This window comes from Microbacterium salsuginis, assembly GCF_012524205.1.
Taxonomy (GTDB): domain Bacteria; phylum Actinomycetota; class Actinomycetes; order Actinomycetales; family Microbacteriaceae; genus Microbacterium; species Microbacterium salsuginis.
In genome coordinates this window covers 65897-89673 of sequence record NZ_JABACI010000002.1, presented here as the reverse complement: position 1 = coordinate 89673, position 23777 = coordinate 65897, and the positions used below count along the sequence as shown (strand labels likewise).

Genomic DNA, 23777 nt, shown 5'->3' with positions numbered 1-23777 from the left:
GCGCGGAGTGGCCGCGGAGTAAGGTGTCGGGATGCGATCGGCCATGAGTCCGAACGACCCGCCGGCATGGTGGACCGGAGCGGTCGTCTATCAGATCTATCCGCGTTCGTTCCAGGATTCGGATGGCGACGGCGTCGGCGACCTGCGCGGTGTGCTGCAGCGCATCGACCATCTGGTCGCGCTGGGGGTGGACGTGGTGTGGTTCTCGCCGATCTACCGCAGCCCGCAGGACGACAACGGCTACGACATCAGCGACTATCGCGACGTCGACCCGATCTTCGGCACGCTCGCCGACCTCGATGAGGTCGTCGCGGCGCTCCACGAGCGGGGGATCAAGGTCGTGATGGATCTCGTCGTCAACCACACCAGTGACGAGCACCCGTGGTTCATCGAGTCGCGGTCGTCGAAAGACAACCCCAAGCGCGACTGGTACTGGTGGCGCCCCCCGCGCGAGGGCATGGAGCCCGGATCGCCCGGCGCCGAGTCGACCAACTGGGGGTCCTACTTCTCGGGACCTGCGTGGGAGTTCGACCGCGCGACCGGCGAGTACTACCTGCACCTCTTCAGTCGAAAGCAGCCGGACCTCAACTGGGAGAACCCCGAGGTGCGGACGGCGATCTACGACATGATGCGCTGGTGGCTCGACCGGGGAATCGACGGCTTCCGCATGGACGTCATCAACCTCATCTCGAAGACCGTCGGCGACGACGGGTCGCTCGCCGACGGGGTCGGGGACGGCCTCTACGGCGACAACCGCGCCCACACCGTGAACGGGCCGCGCCTGCACGAGTTCCTCCACGAGATGCATCGCGAGGTGTTCGAGGGACGGCGTGATGGGCTGCTGCTCGTCGGCGAGACTCCGGGCGCGACGGTCGAGGACGGGCGGCTGTTCACCGATCCCGCGCGGGAAGAGCTCGACATGGTGTTCACGTTCGAGCACATGCACCTGGATCACGGGCCCGGCGGCCGCTTCGATCTGCGCCCGCTGGATCTGCGGGCGCTGAAGGCCACGATGGCGCGATGGCAGGCGGGACTGTTCGACGCGGGCTGGAACGCGCTCTACTGGTGCAACCACGATCAGCCTCGTATCGTGTCGCGATTCGGCGACGACGGGGCGTACCGCCGCGAATCAGCCACGATGCTCGCCACGGTCCTGCACCTCCACCGCGGCACGCCGTACGTCTATCAGGGTGAAGAGCTCGGGATGACCGACGCGCATTTCGACGAGCTCACCGACTATCGCGACATCGAGTCGATCCGGTTCGCGGCCGAGGCGCGCGCCCACGGACGGCTGACCGACGAACAGCTCGTCGAGGCGCTCGCGGCCGGCAGCCGCGACAACGCCCGCACTCCGGTGCAATGGGATGCCGGCCCCTCGGCCGGCTTCACGTCCGGCGAGCCGTGGATCGGCGTCAACCCCAACCACGTGAGCGTCAACGCCGAGGCGGAGCGTGCGGATCCGGCATCCGTCTTCCATCACTACCGGCGGCTCATCCGGCTGCGTCACGAGGATCGGGTGGTGCGCTTGGGCGACTTCGCCCTCGTGGAGCCCGAGCATCCGCACGTGTACGCCTTCACACGCTCGGGCGGAGGTCCGTCGCTCTTCGTGGCGGGCAACTTCTCGGGCGAGCCCCAGCAGGTGACCGTCGCGGGGATGAACGGCGCGCGAGCCGAACTCGTGCTGGGCAACTACGCCGATCCGCCGGGCCTCGAAGGTGCCGCGCTCTCGCTGCGACCGTGGGAGGCCGTCGTGCTGCGCGCGGCCACCGACGGATGAAGGTGTAGCGTCGGGGGCCCGGGGACTCTCCTGCCCTGCGCACGGAACGAGGCCACCATGACCGCTGCTGCACCGACCCTCGGCGTCATCGGTACGTCGCGAAAACCCGATGAACGGCGCGTTCCGATCCATCCCAGCCATTTCGAGCGCCTCCCGCTTGACCTTCGTGACCGGATCATCGTGGAAGAGGCGTACGGCGTGCGGTTCGGCGTCTCCGACGACCAGATCCGCCCGCTCGTCGGACGCATCGCATCGCGTGAAGACGTGATCGCGGCATCCGACATCGTGCTCCTGCCCAAGCCGCAGTTGGAGGATCTCCGCGATCTCCACGACGGCCAGGTGCTGTGGGGTTGGCCGCACCTCGTCCAGGACGAGCGGATGACCCAGCTGGCGATCGACAAGCGGCTGACGGTCATCGCCTTCGAGGCAATGAACCATTGGGGAGGCGACGGCACCTTCGGGCTCCATGTGTTCCACATCAACAACGAGCTCGCGGGCTACTGCTCGGTGTTGCACGCGCTGCAGCTGTGCGGTGCGACGGGCGACTACGGCCGACGTCTCACCGCGGTCGTCATCGGCTTCGGAGCGACCGCTCGCGGTGCCGTCACCGCACTCCGCGCGCACGGCGTCCACGACGTCCGCGTCCTGACCAATCGGCGGACGGCGTCGGTGGCCTCGCCCATCCACGCCGCGCACATCATCCAGTTCGACCATGACGACGAGCCGTACCTCAGCGAAGTGATCACCGACGAGGGCCGCGTGCCTCTCGCGCCCTTCCTCGCCGAGAGCGACATCGTCGTCAACTGCACCCTGCAGGACCCGAACCGCCCGCTCCTTTATCTCCGCGAAACCGATCTGGGCGCGTTCCGCCCCGGGAGCCTGATCGTCGACGTCTCGTGCGACGAGGGGATGGGGTTCGAGTGGGCACGGCCGACGTCCTTCGCAGACCCGATGTTCACCGTCGGCGGCTCCATCGACTACTACGGCGTGGACCACAGTCCCTCCTATCTGTGGAACTCGGCCAGCTGGGAGATCAGTGAGGCCCTGCAGTCCTTCATCCCCATCGTGATGGGCGGGCCGGCCGCGTGGGCCGGCAACGAGACGATCCGCCGCGCAACGGAGGTCTCGGACGGTCGCGTGCTCAACCCGGCGATCCTCGAGTTCCAGCGCCGCGATTCGGTCTTTCCGCACGGGATCGGAATATCCTGACCACAGCCGCGTTGCATGAGATACATTCACATGCATAGAAAACGCGAGGAGCGATCGTGAACGACAGCACACCTCAGATGCAGTTCGGCATCTTCTCGGTGAGCGACATCACCGAGGACCCGACAACCGGCACCACACCCAGCGAGGCGGACAAGATCCGCGCCGCCGTCACCGTGGCCAAGCACGCCGAGGAAGTCGGGCTCGACGTCTTCGCGCTGGGCGAGCACCACAACCCGCCGTTCTGGTCGTCGTCGCCCACCACGACTCTCGCCTACATCGCGGCGCAGACCGAGCGCCTGATCGTCTCGACCGCCACGACGCTCATCACCACGAACGACCCGGTGAAGATCGCCGAGGACTACGCGATGCTGCAGCACCTGTCGGGCGGTCGTGCCGACCTGATGCTGGGTCGCGGCAACACCGGCCCGGTCTACCCCTGGTTCGGCAAGGACATCCGTCAGGGTCTGCCGCTCGCGATCGAGAGCTACAACCTCCTGCACCGGCTGTGGCGTGAGGACGTCGTGGACTGGGAGGGCAAGTTCCGTACACCGCTGCAGGGCTTCACCTCGACCCCGCGTCCCCTCGACGGCGTCGCGCCCTTCGTGTGGCACGGCTCGATCCGCACTCCCGAGATCGCCGAGCAGGCCGCCTACTACGGCGACGGATTCTTCGCGAACAACATCTTCTGGCCCAAGGAGCACTACCAGCGGCTCATCACGCTCTACCGTCAGCGCTTCGCGCACTACGGGCACGGCACGCCCGAGCAGGCGATCGTCGGCCTGGGCGGCCAGGTGTTCATGCGTGCCAACTCGCAGGATGCCGTCCGCGAGTTCCGGCCGTACTTCGACAACGCACCGGTCTACGGCCACGGCCCCTCGCTCGAGGACTTCAGCGAGATGACGCCGCTCACGGTCGGCTCGCCGCAGCAGGTGATCGACCGCTACGCCGCGATGCGCGAGACGTACGGCGACTACCAGCGCCAGCTGTTCCTCCTCGACCACGCGGGTCTGCCGCTCAAGACGGTCCTCGAGCAGCTCGACATCCTGGGTGGCGAAGTGGTCCCGGTGCTGCGCCGCGAGCTGCAGAAGAACCGGCCGGCGGAGGTCCCGGATGCCCCGACACACGCGAGCCTCGTGAAGGCGGCGTACGGCGACCAGTCCCCGCGTCAGGCCGTTCCCGGCGCCAACCGCGGCGACAACCTCGTCGGCGAGAGCCCGTACCAGGACACGCCTGCGAAGGCCGGAGCCGCGTTCGGGCTCGGAAACTCCGGCCGCTGAGCCGGCGAAGCGAGACGAAGACATGACTTCCGCACCACGCCGCATCGCCGTGATCTCCGCCGGCCTGTCGAACCCGTCCTCGACGCGGATGCTCGCCGACCGCCTGGCCGCCGCGACCGCGAAGCACCTCTCAGAGCGCGACGTCCAGACCGAGGTCGACGTGTTCGAGCTGCGCGACTACGCGCACGACATCACCAACAACCTCCTCACCGGGTTCGCGCCGCCCGCGCTCGAGTCGATGATCAACGCGGTGGTGTCGGCGGATGCCGTCATCGCGGTCACGCCGATCTTCTCGACGAGCTACTCCGGGCTGTTCAAGTCCTTCATCGACGTACTCGACCCCAATGCGCTCACCGGCAAGCCCGTGCTGATCGGGGCGAACGCCGGAACCGCGCGCCATTCGCTCGCGATCGACTACGCGATCCGTCCGCTGTTCGCCTACCTGCACGCCGAACCCGTCGCGACGGGTGTCTTCGCCGCGTCGAGCGACTGGGGCGCCACCGCTGACCAGGTCGCTCCGCTCGGCGAACGGATCGAGCGCGGCGCCCGCGAGCTCGCCGAGGCGATCGCTCGGCGGCAGCCGGTCGAGGACGCCGATCCCTACGACCCGGCGAACTACCTCGGTGAGGGCCGGTCGTTCGGTCACCTGCTCGGCGGTCTCGCGGGGGAGTAGTCCGGCTCCGGGCGATCAGCGCAGCTGAACGTCCCCCGGGCCGATGAGCGGGCGCCAGCCGCCCTCGCCCCGCACGGCGGGGGCGGCGAGCACATCGGCGTCCGTGAGCGGACCGAGGTCCAGGGCGGCGAGGCCGGCGATCTCGGCGATGGGTACCTGGAACGTGCGGAAGGCGCCCAGCCGCGGTACGGCCAGCGCGCCCTGGCGCAGGTCGAGCAGCTCGGACTGATCCAGCACGAACCCGGCCGCCTCCAGTCGCGGCATCCCGTCGTCGGCGGCAGCCGTCCACGCGGCGACCTTGAAGAAGCGCCGCGGGATGGCGACGCCGCGATAGACCGGATCATCGTTCGCGAGGATCGGCGCCGTGAAGACGCTGACCCGCTGCGCGGTCGCGTCTGCGTACTGCAGGACGTGGTCCTCGAGCCCGAGCCACAGGTCCTTCGACTGGTTGAAGGCAGCCGCCTGCGGCGCCGCGTTCGTGTAGAAGAAGGTCGCCTCGGTGGCTTGCCGGGCCTCGGCCGCGCCACCCCAGCCCGGATCGCGCCGGCGCACGAGGTGCCCGCGATCGAGATCGTTCGCGGCATAGAGCTCGGGCCCGGCCTGCTCGCCGACGGGCAGCCTCGAATCGAGCCGCCACTCGCCGGTGCGCGGCACATCCCGCAGCGCAGCACCGTCGATGTTCACCCCGGTGACGGCCGCGAGCGTGCGCGCGGGATCGAGCAGCACGGTGAAGCGCGGGTACGGCAGTTCGCGCACCTCACGCCCGCCGGCGGGGCGGGGGAGCGGAACCCGGATGCCGAGAAAATCGTCGTCGTATCCCGCCGAGGTCATGTCCGCCACCACTCCATCCTGGCCGCCACCGGTCATTCCGGCCGCCGAGTGCGCATGCGGCGCGCCAGCACCGCGTCCACGGTGAGGCCGATCCCGACCGCGAGAGCCACCGACACGACGACGGCCACGACCGGTCCGCCGGGCACGACGGCCGCCACGGCCGCGCCGATGAAGGCCTGGTAGAGCGCCCATGCGAGCGCCGCGAGTCCCGCCACTGCGAGGTACCGCGGCGCACGGATCCGCGTCGCGCCGGCGGTGAGGTTCACGGCGAGGCGCGCGAACGGGATGAACCGCGCGGTGAAGAGCACCAGCGCAGAGCGACGCTCGAGCCGGGCCTGCGCCCACGCGAACGCCGACTGCACGCGGGCCGCCCGCATCCATCGCCAGCGCTGCAGGCCGACGGTGCGTCCCACGAGATAGCAGGCGGCGTCGCCCAGCAGTGCGGCAATCGTCGCCACCGCCACCACCCAGCCCAACGGCGGCTCACCGCCCGACACGGCGAGAGCACCGAACGCGGTCACCGCGGCTTCGCCCGGAATCACCACCAGGAACGCGTCGCCGAGGACGAGCGCGAACAGCAGGGGGAGCGCCCACGGGCTCTGCGCCGTCTGTGTCAGCAGCTCGTCGATCACGCCTCCTTCCTAACGGGCCAGGGTGAACGGCGACGGAACGGAGCCTCTCCGGTGACGTGGAGCGGTGCATCCGGTGAACTCTCGTCACCGGGGTCGTTTTGTGGCGTCCGGTCGTCTGTCGGGCCGTCACGCTGGTCGCGTGAGAGTCGCACTGCTCGCCGAATCGTTCCTGCCCCACATGAACGGGGTGACAGGGTCGGTGCTTCATGTCCTTCGTCACCTTGCCGCCCAGGGCCACGAGACCCTGGTGATCGCGCCGCGCGCGGGCGAGTTCACCGCCGACCTGCACGGTGCGCGCACCGAGCTGCTGCGCTCGGTGCCGCTGCCCTCCTATCCCGACGTGCGCGTCGTGTTCGCGCGGGCTGCCCGGCTCACCGCGATCCTGCGCGAGTTCCGGCCCGACGTGGTCCACCTCGCCTCGCCTTTCGTGCTCGGGTGGCAGGGCCTCGCCGCCGCCGACGCGCTGCGGATCCCCGCGGTCGCCGTGTACCAGACCGACGTCATCGCGTACGCCGAGAAGTACGGGATGCCGCAGGCGTCCGCGCTCGTCGGCCGTCATGTATCGCGCCTGCACCGCCGGGCGACGCTCACGCTGGCACCCTCGACGGCGTCGCTGCACCAGCTGGAAGGGCTCGGCGTCGACCGGCTGCGCCGGTGGGGGCGCGGAGTCGACACCGAGCGCTTCGGCCCCGAGCGGCGCAGCGACGCGTGGCGCGCGCGCGTCGCACCGGGGCAGACCGTCGTCGGCTATGTGGGCCGGCTCGCCCCCGAGAAGCAGGTTGCGGACCTCGCTGCGCTGGCGGGCATCGAGGGAACCCGCCTCGTGGTCGTTGGAGACGGACCGGCGCGGCCCGGCCTTGAGGCGGCTCTCCCCGATGCTGTCTTCACCGGCCACCTGTCCGGGTCGGCGCTCGCCGAGGCGCTGGCGAGCTTCGATGTGTTCGTCCACCCGGGCGAGAGCGAGACGTTCGGGCAGACCATCCAGGAGGCGCTCGCCAGCGGAGTGCCCGTGGTCGCGACGGGCGTCGGCGGTCCGCTCGACCTGGTGCGCTCCAGCGTCGACGGCTGGCTCTACCGCCCGGGCGACCTCCGCGACCTGCGTGCCCGGGTCGCCGATCTCGCCGGCGACGACGGCAAGCGCCGGGCGTTCGGGGCCGCAGCCCGCGAATCGGTTCGCGACCGCACGTGGGACGCCGTCTGCCGTCGGCTGGTCGAGCACTACGACGAGGCGCGGATGCTGCGGCCCATCGACGATGCGCTGGTGCAGCGAGGAGCGACACGGCCCGCGATGCCGGCCACGGCCACCGGGCAGCCGCGGCCCTGGGGCCGGTACGTGGCGCTCGGGGACTCGCTCACCGAGGGCCTCTGCGACGCCTCGCGCATGCCGCCGGGACAGTACCGGGGCTGGGCCGACCGCTTGGCGCAGCTGCTCGCTCACGCCCGCGACGAGCGTGAGCCGTTCCGCTACGCGAATCTGGCGGTGCGCAGCCGTCGGGTCGAGCACGTGCTCCACGAGCAGCTGCCGCGCGCGCTCGCGCTGCGGCCCGACCTCGTCTCGGTGCTGATCGGCGCGAACGACCTCGTGGGCAGGCGGGCCGACCCCGTGCGCCTCGCCGCCGCCCTCGAGCAGGGGATCGCGACGCTGCGCGCCGCGGGCATCGACGTGCTGCTCGTGACGCCGTTCCTCCCTCGCCGGCGTGCGGCCCGGATCTTCGCTCGCCGGTTCGCCGTCTACGCGTCCGAGCTGCGTCGCATCGCCGCCGCGACCGGGGCGATCCTCCTCGACCTGGACGCATTGCCGGCGATCGGCGACCTCGACCTGTGGGCCGACGACAAGGTGCACCTGCGCTCCCGGGGGCACCGGTTCCTGGCGTATCGCGCCGCCGAGGCGCTGGGTGTGCCCGACGCCGAGGCGCTGGCGGGACTGGACGCCGCGCTCCACGCCGACGACGACCCGATGCCCGTGGGGTCGTGGCTGGGCCGCGACGCGCTGCCCTGGGTCTGGCGCCGCCTGCGCGGTCGCACGGCCGGTGATGGCCTGCTTCCCAAGCACGACGACTACTCCGAGATCGGCGGACGTGGCGACGTGCGGGAACGGTCGAGGGTGAGCTGAGCGCGCGCCACGGGTCATGCGCGGCCGGGGGCTCACTCCGCGTTCCAGCGATACTCCGACTCCGGCCGACCGCCCGTCCCGTAGCGAGGCGAACGGATGACGCGGCCTTCCGCGGTCAAGTGCTCCAGATACCGGCGCACGGCGACCCGCGACATCCCGAGTCGCCGCGCCGCCTCACCCGCCGAGGCGGGACCGTTGCGGCGGACGTCGTCCGAGACCACGGCAAGCGTCTCGGGTGCGAGCCCCTTCGGGAGCCGGACGGGCGTTGCCGGATGCATCGCTCCGAGCATCGCGTCGATCTCGGCCTGCGTCGGCGCTCCCGCGGACTCGTCCGCCCGGCGTCGGAACTCGCGATACTGCTCCAGCCGCTCGCGGAACACCGCGAACGTGAACGGCTTGACCAGATACTGCGCGACGCCCAGCGCGACCATGCCGCGCACCACCTCGGCGTCGCGGACCCCTGTGATCGCGATCACGTCGACCGTCGCGCCGCGGGCGCGCACGTGCCGCAGCACGTCGACACCGGTGCCGTCGGGCATCGTGACGTCCAGCAGGACCAGGTCGATCCGGTCGGCGCCCGCGAGGAGCGCCTCGATCGCGGCGCGGGCACCCGTGCATTCGCCCGCCAGCTCGAACCCCTCCAGCCGTGCGAGATAGCTGCGGTGCAGCTCCAGCGTGAGCGCATCGTCGTCGACCACCAGGACGCGGATCACGGATGCCTCGCCGGCAGCGTCACGACGAAGGTCGTCGGATCCTGGCGCACATCGACGGTGCCGCCGGCATCCGTCACGATCGACCGCACCAGTGCCAGTCCTACGCCACGCCCTTCGGTGCCTGCCGGCTTCGTCGAGAATCCGTGCTCCCAGATCCGGTCGCGGATGTCGTCGGCGATGCCGGCGCCGCTGTCGGACACTTCGACGCGCAGGGCGGGGGAGCCGGGCATTCGGGCGAAGACGACGCGCACCCAGCGCGGCGTTTCGCCGGAGGCCGCGGCATCCATCGCGTTGTCGATCATGTTGCCGATCGCCGAGACGGCGTCCATCGGCGGGAGCGAGCTGCGCGGCGCGGCCGGATCGATCTCGGCCGACCACTGGATCCCGCGCTCGCGCGCCTGTGCGGCCTTGCCGAGAAGCAGCGCGCCGACGGTGGGGTCGCCGTCGCGGCGAGCCGCGACCTGATCCACCAGTGCCTGGCTCTGCCGCGAGGTCTCGGTGAGGATCTCGATGGCCTCGGCGGTCCGGCCGAGCTCGAGGAGCGACACCGCCGTGTGCATGCGGTTGCCGTGCTCGTGCGTCTGGGCGCGCAGCGCCTCGCCGAGCGTGCGGACCGACTCGTACGAGGCGACGGCGTCGCGGATCGAGCCTGCCGGCAGATCGCCGGCCACCCGGCGCGTGGTGCGCCGGGCCAGCAGCGCGCCCACCACGCCCGCGCCGAGCAGTGCCAGCGCGATCGACACGACGAACGGCAGTCGTGGCAGCAGCTGCGACGAGATGCTGCCGAGGGTGACACCGACCGACACCCAGCCGACGAGGCGACCGTCGTCCTGCACCGGCGCGATGGTGCGGACCGAGGGGCCGAGCGTGCCGGTGAACTCCTCCGTGAGCACTGCCGGCGCCTCGGGGATCGTGCCGAGGTACTGCCTGCCGATCTCGGACGGTGAGCGGTGGGTGACGCGCACGCCATCAGGGGTCATGATCGTCACGAAGTCGAGCGCGGTGACCTCCATCACGTCCGCGGCGACCGGCTGCAGCCGTTGCGACGCATCCGGACCGCCGACGGCACCGGCGACCTCCGGCAGCGCCGCCAGCGACGTCGCCACGGCACGAGTCACCTCCTCGGCTTCGGAGCGCTCCGAACGCTGCGCGTCGAGGACGAGGACCACCGAGAGCACCGTCACGAGCAGCGCGACCGACCCGGCGACCACGAGGAACACGCGCGAGGCCGCGCTGCCCGGGCTCGTCCGCATCGACATGGCACTCCTCGTTGATGGCCGTGGCTCCATCCTCGACCCTTGCGCCTGGATCGGCGCCCTGATCGGCGGGACCAATACGACCACAAGTCGACCCCGCCGCCGAGGGAGGCGGACGCTGTCTTCACGTCGCACCCGTCCGTGCGACCCGGACAACGACTGTTCACCCCTAGGAGGCGATGATGGCTCTCTCGACCCGGACGACTTCGTTCACACTTCCCGGCTTCAACTTCCGTCGCGGCAAGCGCGCATGGGACAAGCACACCTGGCTCTACCTCTCCGTGATCGCCGCCGTCGTGCTCGGCGCGGCCGTCGGCCTGATCTGGCCCGACGTCGGCGTCGCCCTCAAGCCGCTGGGCGAGGGCTTCGTCGCGCTGATCAAGATGATGATCGCCCCGATCATCTTCTGCACGATCGTCGTCGGGGTCGGGTCGATCGCCAAGGCCGCCACCGTCGGCAAGATCGGCGGCCTGGCACTGCTGTACTTCATGGTCATGTCGACGTTCGCGCTGGCCATCGGGCTGTTCGTCGGCAACATGCTCCACCCGGGCGAGGGACTGGACATGGCCGGCTCGAGCTACGAGTCGACCGCGGAGGCGAAGACGACCCAGGAGTTCATCCTCGGGATCATCCCGACCACGTTCTTCTCGGCCTTCACCGGCGAGAGCGTGCTGCAGGTTCTCTTCATCGCACTGCTCGTGGGATTCGCGCTCCAGCAGATGGGCGACCGCGGTGCGCCCGTCATGAACGCCGTCAAGCACCTGCAGGCGCTGGTGTTCCGCATCCTCGGCATGATCCTGTGGCTGGCACCGCTGGGCGCCTTCGGTGCCATCGCGGCCGTCGTGGGCAATACTGGGATCGCCGCGATCTGGGCGCTGGGCACGCTGATGATCGCGTTCTACCTGACGTGCCTGATCTTCATCATCGGCGTGCTCGGCACCTTGCTGTGGGCGGTGACGCGGATCAACATCTTCGCCCTCGTGAAGTACCTCGCGCGGGAGTACCTGCTGATCGTCGGCACGTCGTCGTCGGAGTCCGCCTTGCCCCGCCTCATCGCCAAGATGGAGCACCTCGGCGTCTCGAAGCCCGTCGTGGGCATCACCGTTCCGACCGGCTACTCGTTCAACCTCGACGGCACTGCGATCTACCTGACGATGGCGTCGCTGTTCATCGCGAGCGGCATGGGCGCCCCGATGTCGCTGGGCGAGCAGATCGGCCTGCTGGTGTTCATGATCGTCGCCTCCAAGGGCGCCGCGGGCGTCACCGGGGCAGGCCTTGCCACGCTCGCCGGAGGCCTGCAGGCCTACCGTCCCGACCTCGTCAACGGTGTCGGCGTCATCGTCGGCATCGACCGGTTCATGTCGGAGGGCAGGGCCGTCACCAACTTCACCGGCAACGCGGTGGCCACCGTGCTGATCGGCTCATGGACGAAGGAGTTCGACGCGAGCCGGGCTCGCAGCGTCCTGGCCGGCGACCTGCCTTTCGACGAGACGACGCTGGCCGGTGACGACCACGACGGCATGTCGAATGCGCCGGACGCGGTCGGAGTCCAGGGCCTCGAAGAGGCCGCGGTCGCGGAGGCCGGTGAGAAGGAGAAGCGGGCACGCGAGCGTGCGGAACTGCTCAGCCGCTGAGTCGGTCAGGCGCTGAGGACGGCTCGGGGCCCCGCCGCGGCGGGGCCCCGAGCCTGTCGTGGTCGGATCGGCCCGTCAGCGCTCGTGGTCGATCTCGCCGGCCTCGATCGCGGCGTCCCGTTCATGCTCGATGACCTCGTCGGCCTCGGCCTCGACGGATTCCATCGGGTCGAGCGTCGGGGGCGGAGTCTCGAACTCCACCTCGTCATCGAGCGGGACGTCGCGTTCGTCGTCCGGGATCCGTTCCCTGAAGTCGCTCATCGCGTCACCGCCGTCCTACCCGCTCTTGCGCCGGAACTCCCGCTTGGTGACGGCTCCGTGAGTGCCGTGGATCCCGGAGTCCGCATCCAGGTGCGCCTCGCCCTCGCGGCGCTGGGCGTTCTTCTTGTCGAGGGCTTCCTTGAACTTGCGCTTCATCTCGTCGGATGCCGCGCTCGCCGGCTTGTCGTCGGTGCTCATGCTCCAACCCTAGGTGCGGCATCCGACGCCCGCCAGGGATGCCGGGATTCGGGCGCCCGCTGATAAGCTGTCTCGGGTTGCCCTCTGGGCGGCCCGCTCAATTCCATATGAGCAACGGAGCAGGCCGGCAGCTAGCTGGTCCCCTGTGGTGGATTCCTCGACGCGATGCGGCGGGTGGTCTTCTACTGGTGACCAGCGCTGGCGAATCCCGCGGACATGCCGCGCGCCGACATCTGCCTGTTCCTGCTCCTTCGCACAAGCTCGTGCGCGAGACGCGCGTGCGAGCCTAAACAAAGAAGGAGAGACCTCTTGGAAGGTCCTGAAATCACCGCCGCCGAAGCCGTCCTCGACAACGGACGCTTCGGCACCCGCACCGTCCGGTTCGAAACCGGGCGACTCGCGCAGCAGGCACAGGGTGCCGTCGCCGCGTACCTCGACGAGGAGACGATGCTCCTCTCGGCCACCAGCGCCGGCAAGCACCCGCGCGAAGGCTTCGACTTCTTCCCGCTGACCGTCGACGTCGAAGAGCGCTCGTACGCCGCGGGCAAGATCCCCGGCTCGTTCTTCCGTCGCGAGGGCCGCCCCTCCACCGAGGCGATCCTCGTCTGCCGTCTCATCGACCGCCCGCTGCGCCCGTCGTTCGTCGAGGGTCTTCGCAACGAGGTGCAGATCGTCGTCACGGTGCTCTCGATCGCACCCGGCGAGTTCTACGACGCGCTCGCGATCAACGCGGCATCCCTCTCGACCCAGATCTCGGGACTGCCGTTCTCGGGTCCGATCGCGGGTGTCCGTCTGGCCCTCATCCCGGGTCACGGCGAGAACGCCGACCAGTGGATCGCGTTCCCGACCGTCACCCAGCTCGAGGAGGCCGTCTTCGACCTCATCGTCGCCGGCCGCGTCATCACCGACGCCGACGGCAACGAGGATGTCGCGATCATGATGGTCGAGGCCGAGGCGACCGAGGGTTCGTGGAACCTCATCAAGGGCGGCGCCACCAAGCCCAACGAGCAGGTCGTGGCCGAGGGTCTCGAGGCCTCGAAGCCCTTCATCAAGCAGCTCGTCGCCGCGCAGAACGTCGTGGCGAACACCGCTGCGAAGGAGATCAAGGAGTTCCCGGTCTTCCTGCCCTACAGCCAGGAGACCTACGACTTCGTCGCGCACCGCGCCTATGACAAGCTCGTCCCGATCTACCAGATCGCCGACAAGCAGGCCCGTCAGAACGCCGACGACGAGCTGAAGGACGCCGTCAAGGCCGAGCTTCTCGCCGCCGTCGAGTCCGGTGAGCTGCCGGCCGTCGCGACGCTCGAGTTCTCCGCCGCCTACAAGTCGGTGACGAAGAAGATCGTGCGCGGTCGCATCCTCGCCGAGGGCGTCCGCATGGACGGCCGTGGCCTTGCCGACATCCGTCCGCTCGACGCCGAGGTGCAGGTCATCCCGCGCGTCCACGGCTCGGCGATCTTCCAGCGCGGCGAGACCCAGATCCTGGGCGTCACCACGCTGAACATGCTCAAGATGGAGCAGCAGATCGACTCGCTGTCGCCTGTCACGCACAAGCGCTACATGCACCACTACAACTTCCCGCCCTACTCGACCGGTGAGACCGGCCGTGTGGGCAGCCCCAAGCGTCGCGAGATCGGGCACGGCTTCCTGGCCGAGCGCGCGCTCGTGCCGGTGCTGCCCAGCCGCGAGGAGTTCCCCTACGCGATCCGTCAGGTGTCCGAGGCCCTCGGCTCCAACGGCTCGACGTCGATGGGCTCGGTCTGCGCGTCCACGCTCTCGCTCCTCAACGCCGGTGTGCCGCTGCGCGCGCCGGTCGCGGGTATCGCGATGGGCCTGGTCTCGGACGAGGTCGACGGGCAGACGCGCTACGCCGCACTGACCGACATCCTCGGCGCCGAGGACGCCCTCGGCGACATGGACTTCAAGGTCGCCGGCACGAGCGAGTTCGTCACCGCCATCCAGCTGGACACGAAGCTCGACGGCATCCCGTCGTCGGTGCTCACCGCGGCGCTGCAGCAGGCGCACGAGGCGCGTCTGACGATCCTCGGCGTGCTGAACGCCGCGATCGACGGTCCCGACGAGATGGCGCCGACCGCCCCGCGCGTGATCAGCGTCCAGATCCCGGTCGACAAGATCGGTGAGCTGATCGGACCCAAGGGCAAGACGATCAACGCCATCCAGGACGAGACCGGCGCGCAGATCTCCATCGAGGAGGACGGCACCGTCTACATCGGCGCGACCGATGGTCCGTCGGCGGAGGCCGCGCGCGCCCAGGTGAACGCGATCGCCAACCCGACGAACCCGGAGGTCGGCGAGCAGTTCCTCGGCACCGTGGTGAAGATCGCGACCTTCGGCGCGTTCGTCTCGCTGCTTCCGGGCAAGGACGGGCTCCTGCACGTGACCGAGGTCCGCAAGCTCGCGGGCGGCAAGCGCGTCGAGAACGTCGACGACGTCCTGTCGGTCGGTCAGAAGCTCCTGGTCAAGATCACCAAGATCGACGACCGCGGCAAGCTGTCCCTCGAGCCGGTGCTCGAAGAGCCGGCCGACCAGGAGGGTCGCGACGCGGCCAACCCCGGTCCGGAGGCTCCCGCAGAGGGCTGAGTCGCATCGCGGTCTGACTGCCTGTCCGGATGCCCGTCCTGCTCCTTCCGGAGCGGGGCGGGCATCCGGCGTTGCGGCGGAGGGCTCGCCCTGGTCCACCGAACGGGGGACAACCCGCTGTGCGACGCCGCGTCGTGATGAAACCGTTATGTAATGTTTATCGACAGTTCGCCTCGGTGAGCGGCCGGGTGTCCGGACTGCCCTACCCTCGAAGTACGCGCCGGGGGGTGCGGACACAGTGATCACGAAGACTCCCACCGGGCTTCGTGAGGGGGTGGCACATGGCTTACTTCGGCGTTGACTCGACGCTCCCGCCGACGAGCCCGGATGCCACCGGCCCGGCCGCGCCCGGAGTCCACCCCTCCGCACCCATCCCCGTTCAGGGGCCGTCGGTGGGCAGCAACGTGCGCGTGCCGCTCGGCGAGAGCGGTGTCGAGGTCTTCCCGCTGATCCTCGGCGGAGCCGAGTTCGGCTGGAACGTCGACCTCGAGTCGAGCCATGCGATCCTCGACGCGTACGCCGAGCTGGGCGGGAATGCCGTCCACACCTCGGACAGCTTCTCAGGCGGACGCAGCGAGCACATCATCGGTCAATGGCTGCACTCCCGCGGCCTGCGTGACGACGTGGTGCTCGCGGTGCGGGTCGGCGGGCACGCCGACAACCCCGGACTCGGCCCGGTCAATCTGATCCGCTCGGTCGAGGCCTCGCTCACGCGGCTGCGCACCGAGCGCATCGACGTGCTCTCGCTCGACGCGTCGACCGACTCGATGACCGCGCTCGAGGACACTCTGGCGACCGCCGAGTGGCTGGTCGAGTCGGGCAAGGTCGCCGCCATCGGGGCGATGGGCTACAGCGCCGCTCAGCTGGTCGAGGCCCGCATCCTCGCCTCCGCGGGCTATCCGCGCATCACGGTCCTGGATGTCCCGTTCAACGTCCTGCGGCGTCACGAGTTCGACGCCGACCTGCGCCTCGTGGCCGGCGCGCAGGGCATGGCCGTGACGCCCTCGCACGCGCTCGAGCACGGATTCCTCGCGGGCAGGCAGCGTACGCGCCTCCGTGGGTCGCTGTCGGTGCGCGGCGCGCAGCTGGCCGCGAATCTCAACCGCCGCGGCAGCCGAACGCTGCGGGCGCTCGATGCCGTGGGCACCGAGCTCGGTGTGCCCGACGCAGCGGTCGCCGTCGCGTGGTTGCTGTCGCAGAAACTCGTGACGGCCCCGATCGTCAACGCGTACGCCCCCCAGCACGTCGAGGAACTCGTGCAGGGGGTGGGGGTGCGACTCAGCCGCTCCCAGCTGTCCGACATCGCCCGCGCGTCGGAATAGCCGGCGGCGCGCCGACCTCTCCACAAGCCCGGGAACGGCATCCGTCGGTGACGTAGGGTGGAAAGCGGTGCCCCGTCCGGGCACGCGACCCCCGACGGAGTGAGCTGCGTGACGCACTACATCTACCTCGTGCGACATGGCGAGCATCAGAACGCCGAGCACGGACTGGTCGACGGACCCCTTTCGCCGCGTGGCCGCCGTCAGGCAGCGCTTCTCGCAGACCGGCTGTCGGGGGTGCCGTTCGATGCGGTGTGGCACTCCCCGCTCGAGCGGGCGAGCGAGACGGCACGAGCGGTGTCCGAGCGGATGCCGTCGCTTGCGCCGGAGCCCTCCGCACTGCTGTTCGACTGCGTGCCGACGGGCATGACCGACGAGACGCCCTCGGTGTTCGAGCCGTTCTTCGGCTCCGTGACCGAGGCCGAGGTCGAGGCGGGGCGGGCTCAGATGTCCGATGCGGTGAGCGAGTTCCTGGTGCGCAAGCGCGGCGAGGTGCACGAGCTCGTCATCACGCACAACTTCGTGATCGCGTGGTTCGTGCGCGAAGTGCTGCAGGCGCCGGAATGGCGCTGGATGACTCTCAACCAGGCCCACTGCGGGCTGACCGTGATCGCGCAGAAACAGGGACGCCCGTGGACGATCCTGTCCCACAACGACATGTCGCACCTGCCCGTCGAGCTGCGCACCGGGCTTCCCGAGGTCTATCCCGTCTGACACGCTTCGCCGGCCGGAAGTAACGGTTGTGCAACGGTCGCCCCAGAGGCTGTCAGGGGGAGGGGAGGTTCCGACATAAACGAGTGACGGGGCTGCACCGCCGCACCCCACCAGCAGCTCGACCTCCCCCCTACGGAGCCGCCATGCGCACACGCACGCCCCTCGCCCTCCTCCTCGCCACCGGCCTCGTGGTGACGCTCGCCGCCTGCTCGGGGCCGTCAGGCTCAGGTGCACCGAAGCCCGAGGACTCACCCCTGAACGAGTACATGTCAGCGGTGTGGGGCGGTGATCTCTCCGAGGACGAGCAGCGCGAGCGGTTCGAGAAGGAGAACGCGGAGCGCGAGGAGCTCGTCGCGGAGTGCATGTCGGAGGAGGGCTTCGAGTACATCCCCAACACCGGTGGCTCGTCGATCTCTTTCGGCTCCGACGACGCGTGGAAGCCCGACGACCGCGAGTGGGTGGCCCAGTACGGCTACGGGATGATCAACTCGCCGATGAGCGAGGAGCCGCCGACCGACCAGGAGGAGTGGGTGGATCCCAACCAGGACTACATCATGAGCCTCCCGGAATCCGAGCAGACGGCGTTCTACGAGACGCTGCACGGCCCGCCCATGCCCGAGGACCAGATGAACGAGGACGGCTCGTACGAGTACGACTGGGAGCAGGCGGGATGCTACGGCTGGGCCCAGCACGAGGTCGAGCAGAAGAACCCCGCGATGGCCGACGAGTTCGAGCCGCTCATGAAGGCGATGGAGGAGTTCTGGACCAAGACCCAGGAGTCGAACGCGTTCGACGAGATCAACGCGGCATGGAGCTCCTGCATGGCCGACGCCGGGCATCCGGGCTATGACGCGCAGATGGACGCGCAGATGGAGTTCAACGAGGAGCTGAACGCCTACTACGAGAACCAGACCGAGTGGGTCGAGGACGATCCGAAGCTCGCCGAGATCGGGGAGCGCGAGATCGAGGTCGCCCTCGCCGACCTCGACTGCCGCGAGGAGACGGACTACCGCAAGGTCCAGCTCGACATTCAGTTCGCGCTCGAGGAGGAGTTCATCGCCGACCACAAGGCCGACCTCGACGCTCTCAAGGCCGCGGCGGAGCAGGGCCGCTAGCGTGGCGGGATCGCAAGAGCAGCAGGACGAGAGCTTCGACGAGATCCTCGGGACAGGGACGACCATTGCCGAGGCCGAGGATGGTGGTGAGGCCGCCGCCGTTCCGCCGCGCGCCGGCCTGTTCACGCGCTGGCGGCGCGTGTTCGACGGCAACCGTGCGCTGTGGATCGTGGCGGCGGTGGCCGTGGCCAGCCTCGTGGTCGGGCTTCTCGTCGGACGCTTCGTGGTGTCGCCCGCAGAGGCATCGGCGCGGGCGGAGCCTCCCGAGCCCGGCCTGATCACGGTGCCGGTCGAGTTCGGCGAGCTGAGCAACGACGTCACCATCCGCGGCGAGGTCGGCTACGCCGACGCCGCCGAGATCACCCTCGACACCTCCTCGCTCACGGGGCCGGCGATCGTGACCGGCCGGGTCCCCGAGGCCGGTGCCGAGTTCGGCCCCCTGGCTGTGGCCCTCGAGATCGCCGGCAGGCCGGTCATCGTGCTGCCGGGAGACCTCCCCGCGTACCGCACTCTGCGGTTCGGGATGTCGGGGCCGGACGTGGTGCAGTTCAAGCAGGCGATGGCCGCGGTCGGCATCAACGCCGGGGATCCGGCATCCGACGTCTTCGACGCGGCGGCCGCCGCTGCGGTGCCGGCGCTCTACGACCTCGTGGGATACGCCCCGCCGCCTCCGCCGGAGGGCGGCGACGAGGCGGTCCGGGCCGCTTCGGAAGGCGTGACAGCTGCGCAGCAGTCGCTCGCCGCGGCCAACGATGAACTGAACCGTGCGGGCAGCGGCGCGTCTGCGGTGGCCCTCCGCGAAGCCGACAACCAGGTGGCCAGCGCGCAGCGGCAGCTCGACGCCGCCCGGATGGCGGTGCCGCTGGACCCGCTCGTCGTGGCGGATCTCGAGGACGCCCTCGCTCTGGCGAAGCTCCGCCGCGACGAAGTCGCGGCCGCGCCCGACACGCGGGCACAGCGTGCCGCCGTCGATGCCGCACGCTCGCAGGTCGCTCAGGCGCAGGAGGCGCTCACGCGAGCGCGTGAGGAGGCGCTGCCCTTCCTGCCCTCGAGTGAGGTGCTCTACCTCGCGGCGCTTCCGCGACGCGTGGACGCCGTGACGGCGGCCCGTGGCTCGATCCTCCAAGGCGTCGCCATGACGGTGTCGGGTGCCACCCTCGAGCTGACCGGCTCGGCCGCCGAGGCGGACGCGACCCTGCTGCAGGTCGGTGGCGAAGCATCGTTCGAGCTGCCGGACGGCGCCAGCCACCGCGCCGTGATCGCCGAGGTGACCCCCGGCGAGGAGTCCAGCGGGCGCTGGACGATCGGCTTCACCCCTGACCCGCTCACACCGGAGCAGATCCAGCAGCTGCAGGGGGCGAACGTGCGAGTGTCGATCCCCGTCGGCGCGACCGAGGGCGAAGTGCTGTTCGTGCCGCTCGCCGCGGTCACGGCCGGCCCCGGCGGAGAGAGCCGAGTCGAAGTGGTCGACGGCGATCCGCGTGACGGCGACCAGGCCGAGACGCGTCTGGTCGACGTCGAGACCGGGCTCGCCGCGGACGGCTCGGTCGAGGTTCGCCCCGTCGAGTCGGGCGAGCTCGAGGAGGGTGACCTCGTCGTGGTGGGCCGATGACATCGCCCCTGATCGAGCTGCGCGACGTCACACGGTCGTTTCCCGGACCCCCCGAGGTGCAGGCGCTGAAAGGCGCCTCCCTGTGCGTGGAGGCGGGGGAATACGTCTCGATCGTGGGGCCGAGCGGCTCGGGCAAGTCCACGATGCTGAACATCCTCGGACTGCTCGACCGGCCGAGTGTCGGCGAGTACCGGATCGAGGGGCACCTCACCGGCGCACTCGGTGAGGATGAGCGCGCCGCCGTCCGTGCTCGCCGGATCGGATTCGTGTTCCAGTCCTTCCACCTGCTGGCGCGCCGGAGCGTGCTCGACAACGTGATGATGCCGATGCTCTACAGCGGCGTTGCGCGGGCCGAGCGCGAGCCGCGCGCGCGCGAGGTGCTCGAGCGGGTCGGCCTCGGGCACCGCATCGACTTTCTTCCCGGCACGCTCTCGGGCGGTGAGCGGCAGCGCGTCGCGGTCGCCCGTGCGGTGGTGAGCCGTCCGAGCCTGGTGCTCGCGGACGAGCCGACGGGCAACCTCGACGGCGACACGACGGGAGGAGTCCTCGATCTGTTCGACGAGCTGAACGCCGATGGACTGACGCTGGTCGTGATCACCCACGACCCTGCCGTCGCCGCCCGCGCGGGCCGCAGCATCCGGATCGCGGACGGCCGTCTGCAGGAGGTCGCATGACCACCGCGATCGGCGAGGAGAACGCCACCGTTCCCACCGACTCCCCGGATGCCGCGGACCCAGCGCCCGACGACGCGATGTCGGCGTCACCGCTGGTGACGAAGGTGCCGCGCGCCGACCGCTTCACGATGGGCGATCTGCTGGCAGAGGCGACCGCCGACATCGGCACGCGACCGGCGCGACTGGTGATGACAGTGCTCGGAACGGTCCTGGGCATCGGCGCGCTCGTGGCCACCCTCGGATTCGCCCAGACGACGGCCGGGCAGATCGCCCGTCAGTTCGACGCGGTCGCGGCGACGCAGGTGGTCATCGCGCCGTCGTCGGCGCAGACGGCGAGTGGGACGAGCGTCGCCACGTCGCGCCTGCCCTGGGATGCGGCAGACCGGGTGGCGCTCCTGGTCGGTGTCGACTCGGCAGCGCTGATCGGCGAGGTCGACCTCGGCACCGAGACGATCACCGCCGTTCCGGTCAACGACCCCTCGGCGCCGGCGGTGGCGCCGCCGCCCCTGTTCGGCGCGACGGCCGACCTGCTGGAGGCCGCCGGCGGGCGGCTGGCGACCGGCCGCATGTTCGACACCGGGCACAACGCGCGCGCCGATCGTGTAGCCGTGCTCGGCGAGCGCGCGGCAGAGCGGCTCGGCATCAACCGGGTCGACAGTCAGCCCTCGATCTTCATCGCGGGCCTGGCGTATGCCGTCATCGGCATCTTCGATGAGGCCGAGCGACGGGCGGACCTGCTGGACGCCGTGGTGGTGCCGATGTCGACCGCACGCGCGGACATCGCGCTGGGTGCCGCCGAAGAGCTTCTCATCCGGATCGCCCCGGGCGCCGGGCAGCAGGTGGCAGAGCAGGCCGTCGTTGCCCTCGCTCCCGACGCGCCCGACTCGTTCGACGTGTCGGCCCCGTCGTCGCGTTCGGAACTCGGCGACAGCGTGCAGGCCGACGTGAACATCGTGTTCCTGATCCTCGGGGGTATCGTCCTGCTCGCCGGCGGTCTGGGCATCGCGAACGTCACGATGCTCACCGTGATGGAGCGCACGCCCGAGATCGGCCTGCGCCGCGCGCTGGGCTCGACCGGGCGCCAGATCGCCGGGCAGTTCATCATCGAATCGATCGTGATCGGACTCCTCGGCGGCCTGATCGGGGCATCCATCGGCGTCATCGCGGTCGTGGGCGTCTCACTCGCGCAGCAATGGACGCCGATCGTCGACCCGCTGGTCGCGATCGGCGGCGCGCTCCTGGGCGCCGTCGTCGGCCTGGTCGCCGGTGGGATCCCGGCGCGGCGGGCGGCGCGTATCGAGCCGGTCAGCGCGCTGCGCGCCGGCTGACGGGGCTACGGCAGAGGCGGCTCCGCTCCGTCCTCGCCGAGCGCCTTGCTGTACCAGCGGGAGGCGTTGGGGTTGTCGTTGTAGCGGGGGATCGTCACGAATCCGGTCCGCGCGTAGAGGGCGGCGGCCGCCTCGAGGGAGTGGTGGGTGTCGAGCACGAGCTCGCGTGCGCCGAGCTCCCGCGCGCGGGACTCGAGTTCGTCCATGAGCAGGCGTCCGCAGCCCCGCCCGCGGGTCTGCGGGCGCAGATAGAGGTGCTTCACCTCGTAGCGCATCCCGTGCGGTCCGGGCGGCAGCCGACGGATGCCTCCGCAGCCGACCGCCGCGCCCTCGTCGTCGTCCAGCACGATGAACACGCCGCGCGGCGGTTCGAACGCGGCGCGATCGGGGAACGTCGTCGTGTATGAGACGTCGATCTCGGCGAAGCCCTCGGTCCTCGAGCGGAAGTACTCCGCGAGGAGCTCATGGGCATCGGCGGCGTCGACGGGGGAGGGGCGCAGGGTCACCACACCACCAGCGTAGACGCGGACGCCCGCCCGGCCGGTCGTGCCTGCCCGCCTAGGATGGAGGCCATGACGACGCGCGTGGCCATCGTGGGCGGCACCGGCAAGCTCGGCGGAATCATCCGCGACGTGGTGGAGGCCGAGCCCGGATACGAGGTCGCGGCCGTGCTGTCGTCCCGTTCCGAGCTGTCGGAGCTGGCGGGGGCGGACCTCGTGGTCGACGCCTCGACCCCGGCGGTCTCGATCGACGTCGTGCGCGCCGCGATCGAGCGGGGCATCAATGTGCTGGTGGGCACGTCCGGCTGGTCCGCCGAGCGCATCGCGCTCATCCGGCCGCTCGCCGACGCCGCCGGCACGGGCGCCGTCTTCATCCCGAACTTCTCCCTGGGCTCGGTGCTCGGCTCGGCGCTCGCCGCCGCGGCGGCGCCGTTCTTCCCGTCGATCGAGATCGTCGAGGCGCATCGCGAGACGAAGATCGACTCGCCCAGCGGCACGGCGGTCCGCACCGCCGAGCTGATCGCCGCGGCACGCGAAGCAGTCGGACCGGTCGAGTCTCCCCACGTGGATCAGCGTGCCCGAGGGCAGCAGGTGGCCAGCGTGCCCGTGCATTCGCTGCGCCGGCCGGGTGTCGTGGCGCGGCAGGAGACCATCCTGTCCGGTGCGGGGGAGTCGCTCACGATCGTGCACGACACCGTGGAGCCGGCGCTCGCCTATGCCCCCGGCATCCGTCTCGCCCTCGGCGCGGCCCGCGACGCGCGCGGAGTCGTCGTCGGCCTCGACAGCCTGATCGACATCGGCATCGGCCGGGCCGCGCCCGCTGTGGCGCCCCAGCCGCCCGTGGACGAGGGAGGCGTGCCGGGTCAGGTCGCCCGGACCACGAGCGCATGAGCGCACGCATCGGCGTCGCCGTCATGGCGGTGCTGCTCGCGCTGTACATCGCGCTGGTCGGTCAGCGGGCGTGGCTGCTGCTGGTGAGCGGCGATCCGGTGGGCATCGGCCTCGGGATCGCGCTGCTGGTGCTGCCCATCATCGCCGTCTGGGCCCTGGTGCGGGAGCTGTGGTTCGGGATCAGGGCGCAGCAGCTCGGCCGCCGGCTGGAGGCGGAGGGCGCGCTGCCGCAGGACGAGGTGACGCTGCTGCCGAGCGGCCGGGTCGCGCGCGCCGACGGTGATGCCGTGTTCCCGGCGTATCGGGCCGACGTCGAATCGCATCCGGACGACTGGCGCGCCTGGTACCGACTCGGCCTCGCGTACGACGCGGCGGGCGACCGTCGACGCGCCCGCGAGGCCGTGCGCACCGCGATCCGGCTCGAACGCGCCGACCCCGCACGCTGACGC

At 70.4% G+C, this 23777-nt stretch carries 22 protein-coding genes; 15 read left to right on the top strand and 7 right to left on the bottom strand.

Going from position 1 to position 23777, the window contains the following annotated elements; genetic code table 11:
* The first annotated feature begins 43 nt into the window (after window positions 1–43).
* The 4 genes from HF576_RS07505 to HF576_RS07490 all read left to right on the top strand — a co-directional run bounded on the left by HF576_RS07505 (window position 44) and on the right by HF576_RS07490 (window position 4936).
* Entirely contained in the window at window positions 44–1777 is a 1734-nt protein-coding gene (locus HF576_RS07505) for a glycoside hydrolase family 13 protein (protein WP_168912200.1), read from the top strand.
* Between the two features lie 57 nt (window positions 1778–1834).
* Window positions 1835–2986, top strand: coding sequence for a N(5)-(carboxyethyl)ornithine synthase (locus HF576_RS07500; protein WP_168912199.1), 1152 nt, complete (start codon window positions 1835–1837; stop codon window positions 2984–2986).
* 77 nt (window positions 2987–3063) lie between these two features.
* The gene (locus HF576_RS07495) at window positions 3064–4263 is read left to right on the top strand and encodes an LLM class flavin-dependent oxidoreductase (RefSeq protein ID WP_168912739.1); all 1200 of its coding nucleotides are present in this window, start codon (window positions 3064–3066) and stop codon (window positions 4261–4263) included.
* Between the two features lie 22 nt (window positions 4264–4285).
* On the top strand, window positions 4286–4936 hold the full coding sequence (locus HF576_RS07490) for an FMN reductase (protein ID WP_168912198.1): 651 nt from the start codon (window positions 4286–4288) through the stop codon (window positions 4934–4936).
* 15 nt (window positions 4937–4951) lie between these two features.
* Here the strand turns inward: HF576_RS07490 and HF576_RS07485 are convergent, their stop codons facing one another.
* Complete coding sequence (locus tag HF576_RS07485; protein WP_168912738.1) at window positions 4952–5767, bottom strand: DNA/RNA non-specific endonuclease; 816 nt, start codon at window positions 5765–5767, stop codon at window positions 4952–4954.
* Window positions 5768–5799: 32 nt separating this feature from the next.
* Complete coding sequence (locus HF576_RS07480; RefSeq protein WP_168912197.1) at window positions 5800–6399, bottom strand: VTT domain-containing protein; 600 nt, start codon at window positions 6397–6399, stop codon at window positions 5800–5802.
* Window positions 6400–6538: 139 nt separating this feature from the next.
* On the opposite strand from HF576_RS07480, the gene HF576_RS07475 reads away from it, so the two are divergent.
* Window positions 6539–8512 carry a GDSL-type esterase/lipase family protein gene (locus HF576_RS07475; RefSeq protein ID WP_168912196.1) on the top strand — a complete coding sequence of 658 codons (1974 nt, stop codon included), beginning with the start codon at window positions 6539–6541 and terminating at the stop codon, window positions 8510–8512.
* A gap of 32 nt (window positions 8513–8544) precedes the next feature.
* On the opposite strand, the gene HF576_RS07470 is transcribed toward HF576_RS07475, so the two are convergent.
* A complete protein-coding gene (locus HF576_RS07470) occupies window positions 8545–9225 on the bottom strand; it encodes a response regulator (protein ID WP_168912195.1) in 681 nt (226 codons plus the stop codon).
* Window positions 9222–10484 carry a sensor histidine kinase gene (locus HF576_RS07465; RefSeq protein ID WP_168912194.1) on the bottom strand — a complete coding sequence of 421 codons (1263 nt, stop codon included), beginning with the start codon at window positions 10482–10484 and terminating at the stop codon, window positions 9222–9224. The genes HF576_RS07470 and HF576_RS07465 overlap by 4 nt, the downstream gene beginning before the upstream one ends.
* A 179-nt stretch (window positions 10485–10663) precedes the next feature.
* Here HF576_RS07465 and HF576_RS07460 point away from each other — a divergent pair, with 179 nt between their 5' ends.
* Complete coding sequence (locus HF576_RS07460) at window positions 10664–12115, top strand: cation:dicarboxylate symporter family transporter (RefSeq protein WP_168912193.1); 1452 nt, start codon at window positions 10664–10666, stop codon at window positions 12113–12115.
* Between the two features lie 75 nt (window positions 12116–12190).
* On the opposite strand, the gene HF576_RS07455 is transcribed toward HF576_RS07460, so the two are convergent.
* Window positions 12191–12376 carry a hypothetical protein gene (locus tag HF576_RS07455; RefSeq protein ID WP_168912192.1) on the bottom strand — a complete coding sequence of 62 codons (186 nt, stop codon included), beginning with the start codon at window positions 12374–12376 and terminating at the stop codon, window positions 12191–12193.
* A gap of 15 nt (window positions 12377–12391) precedes the next feature.
* Entirely contained in the window at window positions 12392–12574 is a 183-nt protein-coding gene (locus HF576_RS07450; protein ID WP_168912191.1) for a DUF5302 domain-containing protein, read from the bottom strand.
* Between the two features lie 309 nt (window positions 12575–12883).
* On the opposite strand from HF576_RS07450, the gene HF576_RS07445 reads away from it, so the two are divergent.
* The 7 genes from HF576_RS07445 to HF576_RS07415 all read left to right on the top strand — a co-directional run bounded on the left by HF576_RS07445 (window position 12884) and on the right by HF576_RS07415 (window position 21937).
* Window positions 12884–15175 carry a polyribonucleotide nucleotidyltransferase gene (locus HF576_RS07445; RefSeq protein ID WP_168912190.1) on the top strand — a complete coding sequence of 764 codons (2292 nt, stop codon included), beginning with the start codon at window positions 12884–12886 and terminating at the stop codon, window positions 15173–15175.
* A gap of 281 nt (window positions 15176–15456) precedes the next feature.
* Window positions 15457–16497 (top strand): aldo/keto reductase, encoded by a 1041-nt coding sequence (locus tag HF576_RS07440; RefSeq protein WP_168912189.1) that lies wholly within the window; start codon window positions 15457–15459, stop codon window positions 16495–16497.
* 108 nt (window positions 16498–16605) lie between these two features.
* Window positions 16606–17208: a histidine phosphatase family protein gene (locus HF576_RS07435; RefSeq protein WP_168912188.1), complete on the top strand. Its 603-nt coding sequence runs from the start codon at window positions 16606–16608 to the stop codon at window positions 17206–17208.
* A gap of 143 nt (window positions 17209–17351) precedes the next feature.
* Window positions 17352–18323, top strand: coding sequence for a hypothetical protein (locus HF576_RS07430; RefSeq protein WP_168912187.1), 972 nt, complete (start codon window positions 17352–17354; stop codon window positions 18321–18323).
* Window position 18324: 1 nt separating this feature from the next.
* The gene (locus HF576_RS07425) at window positions 18325–19935 is read left to right on the top strand and encodes an efflux RND transporter periplasmic adaptor subunit (RefSeq protein WP_343234203.1); all 1611 of its coding nucleotides are present in this window, start codon (window positions 18325–18327) and stop codon (window positions 19933–19935) included.
* Window positions 19932–20609 (top strand): ABC transporter ATP-binding protein, encoded by a 678-nt coding sequence (locus tag HF576_RS07420; RefSeq protein ID WP_168912186.1) that lies wholly within the window; start codon window positions 19932–19934, stop codon window positions 20607–20609. Before HF576_RS07425 ends, HF576_RS07420 begins: the two co-directional genes overlap by 4 nt.
* Window positions 20610–20686: 77 nt before the next feature.
* Window positions 20687–21937, top strand: coding sequence for an ABC transporter permease (locus HF576_RS07415; RefSeq protein WP_168912736.1), 1251 nt, complete (start codon window positions 20687–20689; stop codon window positions 21935–21937).
* A gap of 5 nt (window positions 21938–21942) precedes the next feature.
* On the opposite strand, the gene HF576_RS07410 is transcribed toward HF576_RS07415, so the two are convergent.
* The gene (locus tag HF576_RS07410; RefSeq protein WP_168912185.1) at window positions 21943–22446 is read right to left on the bottom strand and encodes a GNAT family N-acetyltransferase; all 504 of its coding nucleotides are present in this window, start codon (window positions 22444–22446) and stop codon (window positions 21943–21945) included.
* 63 nt (window positions 22447–22509) lie between these two features.
* On the opposite strand from HF576_RS07410, the gene dapB reads away from it, so the two are divergent.
* Window positions 22510–23328, top strand: coding sequence for a 4-hydroxy-tetrahydrodipicolinate reductase (dapB, locus tag HF576_RS07405; RefSeq protein ID WP_168912184.1), 819 nt, complete (start codon window positions 22510–22512; stop codon window positions 23326–23328).
* Window positions 23325–23774, top strand: coding sequence for a hypothetical protein (locus HF576_RS07400; RefSeq protein WP_168912183.1), 450 nt, complete (start codon window positions 23325–23327; stop codon window positions 23772–23774). Before dapB ends, HF576_RS07400 begins: the two co-directional genes overlap by 4 nt.
* Window positions 23775–23777 lie beyond the last annotated feature (3 nt).

Excerpts from the sequence above, each read along its gene's own strand:
- HF576_RS07505 (WP_168912200.1), top strand. The coding sequence starts at position 44 with ATGAGTCCGAACGACCCGCCGGCATGGTGGACCGGAGCGGTCGTCTAT.
- HF576_RS07500 (WP_168912199.1), top strand. The coding sequence starts at position 1,835 with ATGACCGCTGCTGCACCGACCCTCGGCGTCATCGGTACGTCGCGAAAA.
- HF576_RS07495 (WP_168912739.1), top strand. The coding sequence starts at position 3,064 with ATGCAGTTCGGCATCTTCTCGGTGAGCGACATCACCGAGGACCCGACA.
- HF576_RS07490 (WP_168912198.1), top strand. The coding sequence starts at position 4,286 with ATGACTTCCGCACCACGCCGCATCGCCGTGATCTCCGCCGGCCTGTCG.
- HF576_RS07485 (WP_168912738.1), bottom strand. The coding sequence starts at position 5,767 with ATGACCTCGGCGGGATACGACGACGATTTTCTCGGCATCCGGGTTCCG.
- HF576_RS07465 (WP_168912194.1), bottom strand. The coding sequence starts at position 10,484 with ATGTCGATGCGGACGAGCCCGGGCAGCGCGGCCTCGCGCGTGTTCCTC.
- HF576_RS07460 (WP_168912193.1), top strand. The coding sequence starts at position 10,664 with ATGGCTCTCTCGACCCGGACGACTTCGTTCACACTTCCCGGCTTCAAC.
- HF576_RS07455 (WP_168912192.1), bottom strand. The coding sequence starts at position 12,376 with ATGAGCGACTTCAGGGAACGGATCCCGGACGACGAACGCGACGTCCCG.
- HF576_RS07450 (WP_168912191.1), bottom strand. The coding sequence starts at position 12,574 with ATGAGCACCGACGACAAGCCGGCGAGCGCGGCATCCGACGAGATGAAG.
- HF576_RS07440 (WP_168912189.1), top strand. The coding sequence starts at position 15,457 with ATGGCTTACTTCGGCGTTGACTCGACGCTCCCGCCGACGAGCCCGGAT.
- HF576_RS07430 (WP_168912187.1), top strand. The coding sequence starts at position 17,352 with ATGCGCACACGCACGCCCCTCGCCCTCCTCCTCGCCACCGGCCTCGTG.
- HF576_RS07420 (WP_168912186.1), top strand. The coding sequence starts at position 19,932 with ATGACATCGCCCCTGATCGAGCTGCGCGACGTCACACGGTCGTTTCCC.
- HF576_RS07415 (WP_168912736.1), top strand. The coding sequence starts at position 20,687 with ATGTCGGCGTCACCGCTGGTGACGAAGGTGCCGCGCGCCGACCGCTTC.
- dapB (WP_168912184.1), top strand. The coding sequence starts at position 22,510 with ATGACGACGCGCGTGGCCATCGTGGGCGGCACCGGCAAGCTCGGCGGA.
- HF576_RS07400 (WP_168912183.1), top strand. The coding sequence starts at position 23,325 with ATGAGCGCACGCATCGGCGTCGCCGTCATGGCGGTGCTGCTCGCGCTG.